Origin of the sequence: Prosthecobacter sp. (genome assembly GCF_020439865.1) — a bacterium.
Lineage (GTDB): Bacteria > Verrucomicrobiota > Verrucomicrobiia > Verrucomicrobiales > Verrucomicrobiaceae > Prosthecobacter.
On sequence record NZ_JAGRPF010000168.1, the window covers coordinates 1 to 8,081 of the forward strand.

Consider the following 8,081-nt stretch of genomic DNA (forward strand, 5'->3'; position numbering starts at 1 on the left):
GCAGCCCGAACCTCACCCTCCACTGCGGAGCATCGCACGTCGAGCTCGACGAAGTCCGTGCGGTGGCCACGCCGCGCCACACGCAGAGCTGGTGTCCCATCCCGCATGCGGAACTCATCAGCACCGTGCAGCGCACCCTGGCCACCACCAACCTGCGCGTCGGCACTCAGGCCCATTCGTTGTCCCACGAAGGGCAGCGCTACTTTGGCCTCATGGAAGTCCACGCTCAGAAATCCAGCGGAGACTACTGCTGGGTGCTCGGGCTGCGCAACAGCCACGACAAGACGTTCCCCGCCGGCATCGTCGCCGGGGCCAGCGTGTTTGTGTGCGACAACCTCAGCTTCTCCGGCGAAATCAAGTTCGCGCGCAAGCACACGCGGTTCATCGTGCGCGATCTGCCGCAATTGGTCAGCCGCTCCATCGGGCTCCTGCTTGCCAAATGGCATGATCAGGACAAACGCATCGCTGCCTACAAGAAAGCGGAGATCACAGACATCGAAGCCCACGATCTCGTTATCCGCGCCACGGATGTCGGGATCTGTTCCAATCGTTTGATCCCACCGGTTCTGCATGAATGGCGCGAGCCACGCCATGACGCCTTTGAGCCACGCAACGTGTGGTCGTTGTTCAACGCGTTCACTGAATCGTTGAAGGACGGCAACCTTGCCGAACTCCCCAAACGCACCGAGGCATTGCACGGTCTGCTCGACACCCACGTGGGACTCCTGTCATGAGCCAGCCCACCCGCATCGAGCGCGAGCACTACCAGAAGCTCGTCGGACGCCAGATCATCGCGATCTACTGGGACGAACTCGATGGGCAGGCTCTGCCGATCCTCGTTCTCACCGGTAGTGGTGTGGACGGCCACGCCGCCACGGCAACCTTGCTCGCCGATCCCCAAGGCAACGCCCCAGGGCATCTGGATCACAATTTGTGATCCGCCAACACGCGGTCCCGCCTTTGGATGCAGGCGGGGCCGCTCAACCTGACCCCGACTCCCTTCATCCCTGAGTTGTTCGCAGCGCCGGGATGGAGGTAGTGGAGACGGTCACGTTTTTTTAGCTATCCCTGAGGGGGAAGAAGTCAGCTATGCGGTCATGACTTCGGTGTCACTTGCACATCCGCATCGGTCTGGAATGGCTGGCCATCGAAACCACGGCCCACAGTGCTGATTCGGTGGATGCCGGGCGGCAGCGACACCGGGATGACTGGGCCGTCGGCGGGGGTGCCATCAGGTTTGGACTGGAGTTGGCCGTTCACCTTCCACCCTGTGATCGGAGGTGCGTTGACCACAGCGCCAGCATTGTCACGGGCCACAACGTTGAGCAGCACTTCCACGTTTCCGCTGCCTAAAACGGAAGAAAGACTGGTGGAAACGACGCTGAGTGAACTGATGCCAACTGGGGGAGGTCCTTGCGTGGTCATGGGCGTGGTGACAGAACCGGGAGGCGTGTCGGAGGTGCTCGACGCCAAGTTCTTGATGGAATCGTCTTCCAGTATCGATCCAGGGGCTGCGTTGACAATTTTGCCATCGGCACCTGCCACACCAGTCACGGTGCCGAAACTGTCGCGGAGCACTGTTCCCGGCGCGCTGGTGGTTATCTTGCCCTCTTTGTCGAGCACGGTGCCGTGCGAGGCGGAGATGATTTTTCCATCCGCATCGCATACACCGGTAATCACGCCTTTGCTGTCACGGATGAGCGTGCCGGGGGGGGCGCTCTTGAGTGTTCCATTTGTGTCTTCAATGATCCGCCCAAGTTTGGCGGGGATCACCTTGCCATCCTTATCACAAACACCTGTGCAGACTCCACTGCTGCCGCGAATGACCGTTCCCGGCGCGTGGGCGGTGACTTTGCCGTCTTTGCTCACGACCGTCCCTGGATTGGCAAGCGCCAGCTTGCCATCTTTTCCAAACACACCGGTGATAACGCCACTGCTGTTGCGCACGATGGTGCCAGGAGCAGCGGTGATGGGCTTGATCGCGGTAGAACTGGATGTGGTGGACGATTTCGTCGGCGCGGGAGTTGTAGTCGTTGCCGCCTTTGGGATGTCGGTCGATTTCTTTGTCGAATCGGCGCTGACGGTGCTCTTGGAGTCTGGGGACTTCTTCGGATCGACGGATTTGGAACTGTCCGACTTCGTTTCCGAGATCATGCTCTTCTTCGAGTCACTGGACGACGTGCTCTGCGCACTGGCGGGCGTCGATGTGGCCGGATCGGCGGCTGCAATTGTCATCGGTGTGGTGGAGGGGCCCACGGGCGGCGTCTGTGTGCTGTTGGGCGAAGAAACTGTCGCGTTTTTCGAAGCGGCGGCCGCGTTGAAGGCGGCGATGCGGGCTTCCTCGGCTTTTGCTGCTGCAAGCGCAGCTTCTTGGGCGGCGGCTTCTTCAGCGATGCGCTTCTTCTCCTGCTCCTGATGATAATACCATCCGCCACCCGCCAGCGCGGCCAGGAGGAGAAGTATGGGGACAAGTTTGGATTTTTTTGGTGTCGGGGCAGAGCTTTCGGACTCACCCGGCGGCGTGTGCATGAGATCGACGGCGGCTCCGGGCGCCAGTGCGCTGCCTTCCTCGCGTTCGATGCCCCAGAGCACGATCAGCTTTGCAGACGAACCTTTGCCGATGAGACGATACAAGTCGCGGTCCTTCTGCGGGTCGGGCAGGCGGAAGCCCTCGATCATCTGGCGCTTGGTTCGGTCGCAGTGCGGATCGTCGGCCTTGCGTTTGAGCTCATCAATCGCGGCACGGAGCGCGTTCAACTCCTTCGCGGGAATCTCGCTCATGCTGCTGATCGCGGTGCTGGTGCTCGCCTGCTCGGCGCCGCCACTGCGGTATTCGAAGAGCACGCTGTCCTCATCTTCAATGGCGCGCGGCAGAAATCCTGCCAACGCTCCAGAACGCACCGTTAGCTGAAACTCATGGCTCCAGAAATTGCCACCGCCGTGCCAGGTGCGGATGGGGGAAAGACGGCCGAGTTTCAATCGCAGACCTTTGTTGGGTTCAAGTGAGATGGACATGGCGGTTTCGTGTTCAGGGTTTGCAGGAGAATCATTCGGGCCAGGTGATCTCGAAGCGGCCGGCATCGACCCAGAAGTCGTCGCCTTCGAGCGTGCAGAGCTGAAGTTCGACATCATCCTTGGTCACTGTGTGCTCACCAGCGGTGCCTTTGACGTTCACAATGGTGAGACTCTCCATGTCACCTGGGTGGGATGGCGGCACACGTTTAAGCGTGACCTGCAGCGTGGCGTTGTGCGCGGCTCCGATGAAACGATCCCGGTCGGCCCAGCGGAAGCGATAGACCTGCTCCGGCTTCGTCGCGGAAGGCAGGACTTTGCGGCCGATGCAGGTGCCGATGAGGATCGGATGCGTGGCCTCGCTCTGCTTCGGATCAAGGTAGGGGCGGCTGAACTGCGTCGGTTGATTGCGCGTGGGCATCGCACCCCAGTAGCAGCGTGGCGACTCCTGATTCGTGATGATGCGGATGTTCCAGCCGGAGATACGACCGTTGTGAATCGCCTGATACAGCGTGGCACCGACGGCAGTGACGCTTTTGGCATCGTGAATCGTGTTATCCGAGCTCATCGGATACCAGTCGCCTGCAGGGAAGGACTTCGCCTGGATGATGCGCTGAGGCAGGATGGGCAGCAGGTGCTCCAGCAGTTGCTTCACCTTCGGCAGTTCGGAAGGCTTGCCGCTTAGCGTGACCAGATCGACATCGTAGGCCGCGACATACTTGGAAAGCGAAACGATCACCGGTGTGAGCACGCGCTCGACGCAGGCCTCGATGTCCGATGGCTGGTAGGGTATAGGATCGCTGTCTTCCAGCAGGTCTTCGCGCAGCGGCGAGTCACGGCCGATCAGGTTGAGGTCAGCAAGCGCCGTCGGATCGACAAGACGTCCTTCGGACCCCATGATCTCCGCAGCAGCCCAGGCGGCACCGGTTTCAGGATTGCCGTATTCATTGCGGGCCAGGTCCTTGAGCCACTGGCGCACGATCGGCATGAGCACGAGCTTCACGATGCGGCCCCACTTCGCACGCGACGCGGCGGTGGAGTGCGCACCGGAGAACAAGTTTTCAAACCACGCCATCTTCTGCGGTTCATTGCGGAACTTGGCTCCGATGGCGGGCAGCAGGACGTTTTCGATGATCTCCTTGGCCAGCGCATCACCGGCAACGGAGCTGCAATCGCGGAACAGCAACTTCGCTTCGAGATTCACACCGCCACCTTCCAAAGAGTCGCCGTATTCGAGAATGGAAATGTCCGTGGTGACTCCGCCGATGTCTACGGTCATCAAGCGCGCCCGCGCATCTGTTCCGCGTCCGCGACCGACGAGCTCAATCCAGTTTTCACCAATGTTGTAGAGCCGGCGGATTTCCGAAAACACGAAGGGAAGCTGGCTGGCGACGGCTTCATCGAGATGCATCAGCAACTCCGGCTTGTCTCCGCCGTCATGAATGGCCCGTTTGTCACGCAGGTGGCCGAGCGTGAAGATGTTCAGCGCCTTCTCCCACTTGCGGCGGTAGTTCGAGGTCTCCTCTCGGCTCCAACCGGAAGGGAAGGTAACCACGATGTTGCGCAAACGGCGCGGGATGAACTCATGGTTGCCCTTCCGCCACTCAGACGAGGTGATCTGGCGATATGCCAGCTCCATGATCGCGAGTGCTGACCACGTCATGGCATCCGAGCGCGGATACGAGGGTGTTTGGGGCGATGCCGACGGACGATGCGATGGATCTTCGGCCTCATTGGGCGGCTCGTGAATGTCCCAGTCGCGGCCGTCGCCCGGCAGGAAGCGCAGCATCGCTCCGGCAAGCTTCGGCAACTCCACGCGGCTCTGTGAATTTGGATTCCACGGGTTGAGCATCATCGTCCACCACTGCAATGCATCGCGCCCCACGGCGTCGGTGTCCCACGCATAGCGCTTCGGCGAGCTGAGGGAATAATTGCCGCCGACATCGAGCTGAAGGTTGCCGAGATCCTCTCGCGCGCTGTCGCCCATGAGCACAGGCGACAGTTCCACGAACATCTGCGGCACGCGGGTGGTGACGAAGTGCGAGGTCTGTGTCGTGGCGCTCTTCAGCAGGCCGCCGCCGACATGTTCCTCGACGGTCTCAAACTCCTCCACTGGATGGAAGCGCGACGAAGGCGGCTCCAGATTGGAGAATACCGGCTCATGCAACACGAACCACGAATCAACGATCGCAGCAGTGTCGTCGCCCTTGTTTGGGCCGGTGAATGGCTCGTAGTCGAAGCCCTGCTTGATGAATCGGATCGGGCGGCATACGGAAGCGAGCTTGCCGCCTTGTGCGTCCATGTTTTCCAGCGCGAGAACAACCGTGCGCGTGTTGCCAAAGTCGATGACGAGATCGACGTCGATGGGCTCCCCCGCAGGACGCTTCCAGATGACCTCAAACTGTGCGGCCTCCACGAGTTCCCCCGGATTTTTTGGTGAAGGCACCTTCAGCGTGATGACCTGGGCCTCAGGGGGCAGTTTGCTGATGTCGCTGGCGGCGTAGGGAGTTGCGTTCGTCGCATCGGGGCGCGGTTCACAGGCCTGGCGTGGTTCGAAAATACTGCCGCGGCGCACGTTGCCCACGTTACTTTCCACAGCGACCCACAGGCCGGGCTGTCCGTCTTTCGTCGCGAAACGGGCGCGGATCCAATTGTGGTTCACCACGCGCCACGGCTGGCGGCCCTGGGCGCAGAGCTGCTTGAACTGCGGGTAGCGCTGCAGTGCCTCGGAGAGAAGCGGCACAAAGGTGTAATGATGGCCGCTGTCAGGAAATACGTCGATCGTGGTCATGGCATCAAAGGGTGGAGATCGTCGCGAGTTCAGCATCGCCGGCCTGCGGCGGGCGGGCACCGGTGGAGATGGTCTTGACCTGCTCCAGGCGCTTCAAGAAGGGCTCGATGACCGCCCGGTAATGCGTGGAGTTCTCCGGCGCGGCGTTGTGCTGCTCATCGATCTGCGCCAGCTCCTCCAGCACCGCGTTGACGGCTTTCGGATTGCGGTGCAGCGGTTCCTCGGCGCTGCCGCGCAGCAGAGCGTTGCTCATCTTGATGGCGAGGAAGCGCCGCGCCTGACGGCCTTCGACGCGACTGGTGATGTTGCCCAGATTGTCGCGGAAAAAAGCCACGACGCTGTCGAGATCGACCACTTCGATGAGATAGGTGAGAAGGCGAGAGGCCTGCGTGCCATCGGCGATGCCCACATCGGCGAGCTGCGGATACTGCGCTCGTTTCGACTGCCAGGAGCGGAATTGCTTCTCGACGTGCTGGCGGAAATTCAGCTTCAGTCGCGCGGCATTCAGCGGCACGTCGTCGATTTCATCGGGATCGATGTTCAAGAACGCCCGCAGGTGGCGGCTGACGAGGATTGGATTGTCGAGATCGTGATCGTGTTTCCGCGGCTGATGCAGGCGGGTCTTGATCGCGCCCGCCCACGCATCGAGTGCACCATCGCGGTCGTCGCTGACGGCGTTTTCGTCGGGAAGCTGCTGCTGGATGAGCTGCTGGAGCTGTCTGGCCGCTTCAGTGAGGCGTGTTTGCAGCAAATCAGCGCGATTCGAGGTGAGAGCCTGCTCGCGCAGGGTCTTGAAGACGTAATTGGTGCCGCCGTTCGCCACCATCTCACGGAAGGACTGGGCGCTGTCGCCAAAGCGATCCTTGAACGCGCCATCGGCCACGATGCCCTCCAGCGCGGTCGTCTGCTCCTCCGGAGTCCCGAAGATGTGGCACTCGTTGAACTGCGGGTAGTTCGTGGCGAGCGCATTGACGACCTTCGGATCGGCGAGATGTCCGAGGGACTTCAGCTGGTCAAAGCAGCCCTGCAACCCGTCACGCAGTCCGGCAGACATGACCTTGTTCACCAGGTCGGCGCAAAAGGTCATGATGAGGTTCAGCGGCATCGCCTTCTCATGCGGTGGCCAGGGGTGACCGAAGGCGCGCAGCCAGCTGCTGATGCCCGCGACGAGTTGCACGGGCTGCGCGGGGAATTTGCCGAGGCGCATGAGCAGCGAGAAGCCGTCGATGTCGAGACTGCGCGCGCCGGTGACGACGATGGAGGCGGTCTTACCACGCTTGAGCACCTCCGTGAGCATCACCACCGGTTTGCCCGCCAGGTCGCCGTCCTTGTGCTTCGTGGCGTTGCCGTAGTTGTTTGCCACGCCGGGGAAGTCGAGCAGGTCGGCGGAATCGAGGAAGTCACAGAGCACCGGTGCGCGTTCGCGCAGCACATCGCTGCGCAAGGGCACGCGAAGCTCCCACACGAGGCCCTGAAACAGGCCGAAGTCGTCGTTGTCACGCGCCAGCGGCGTGCCGCTGCCACCGGAAACGCAGGAGACGCCGTCGCGCGTCTTCACGGTGAGGGACATCACCTTCTCCCGTGTCTCGGGACGCTCCGCACACTTCTTGTAGGAGTCGATGTCGAGCAGGATCGATGCCGTGCGGAAGGAGCAGCGCAGCGTGCCGCTCTGCCACTCGCGGCGCTTGGAGACGAGCTTGCTGTAACTGGCGGTGATGCTGCTCCACGAATCCCACAGCAGTTCCGCGGCGAATTTTTCCACCGCCTGCACGCTGCCGAGCAGCGCCTCGCATTCGAGCATCTGAGCCCGCAACGCCCCGCGCCACTGGCTGGCGAGATTTGAGTAGCGGCGGATCTCGGAAAGGATGAGAAGATCGACGGTTTCCGCCAGCTGCTGCAGCGCTTCAAACGCCGCGCGCGTTGGCTCACCGGAGGCCTGCTGGCGATCCAGCAGCGCCTTGAAGCTGTCCGCGTCCCAGGCGGTGATCTCGCCCTTGTCATTGCGCTCCTCGCACTCGGAGAGGTAGCCTACGGTCAGCGCATGCAGAATTTGCGACTCCGTAGCCAGCGTGACTTCCACGGGATGCTCGGGATCGGACACGGCATCGCACAGGACGTAGCGCGACACGCAGCCGGAGGCGTCCGAGCCGAAGTTGAAGGGATTGAGCACGATCAGGTCGTCGCTCTTGTCCTTGCCGACCACAAAGCGCACCGGCTCTGCCTCGCTCCAGCGCAGCGCCGAGCGTTCCCCGAGTCCGTCCTCGGGATCGTCGAGGTA

Annotated in this window: 5 protein-coding genes; 2 read left to right on the forward strand and 3 right to left on the reverse strand. The window is 61.7% G+C overall.

Translation table 11 applies throughout. From position 1 onward, the window contains the following. Together KDL09_RS19885 and KDL09_RS19890 are read left to right on the forward strand one after the other, a co-directional pair. On the forward strand, nt 1-734 hold a 734-nt coding region (locus KDL09_RS19885), incomplete at its 5' end, for a DUF932 domain-containing protein (RefSeq protein ID WP_294389056.1). Then, complete coding sequence (locus KDL09_RS19890; RefSeq protein ID WP_294389058.1) at nt 731-937, forward strand: hypothetical protein; 207 nt, start codon at nt 731-733, stop codon at nt 935-937. The genes KDL09_RS19885 and KDL09_RS19890, both read left to right, overlap by 4 nt. A gap of 158 nt (nt 938-1,095) precedes the next feature. Here KDL09_RS19890 and KDL09_RS19895 read toward each other — a convergent pair whose 3' ends face one another. From KDL09_RS19895 to KDL09_RS19905, 3 genes are all read right to left on the reverse strand, one after another. Further along, the gene (locus KDL09_RS19895; RefSeq protein WP_294389060.1) at nt 1,096-3,015 is read right to left on the reverse strand and encodes a hypothetical protein; all 1,920 of its coding nucleotides are present in this window, start codon (nt 3,013-3,015) and stop codon (nt 1,096-1,098) included. A gap of 31 nt (nt 3,016-3,046) precedes the next feature. Continuing rightward, nucleotides 3,047-5,803 carry a virulence factor SrfB gene (locus KDL09_RS19900; protein ID WP_294389063.1) on the reverse strand — a complete coding sequence of 919 codons (2,757 nt, stop codon included), beginning with the start codon at nt 5,801-5,803 and terminating at the stop codon, nt 3,047-3,049. Between the two features lie 4 nt (nt 5,804-5,807). Then, nucleotides 5,808-8,081: virulence factor SrfC family protein (locus tag KDL09_RS19905; protein WP_294389065.1), on the reverse strand; the 2,274-nt coding region annotated here is incomplete at its 5' end.

What these genes read in the sequence shown, in the direction of transcription:
- KDL09_RS19890 (WP_294389058.1), top strand. Translation starts at nt 731, where the DNA reads ATGAGCCAGCCCACCCGCATCGAGCGCGAGCACTACCAGAAGCTCGTC.
- KDL09_RS19895 (WP_294389060.1), bottom strand. Translation starts at nt 3,015, where the DNA reads ATGTCCATCTCACTTGAACCCAACAAAGGTCTGCGATTGAAACTCGGC.
- KDL09_RS19900 (WP_294389063.1), bottom strand. Translation starts at nt 5,803, where the DNA reads ATGACCACGATCGACGTATTTCCTGACAGCGGCCATCATTACACCTTT.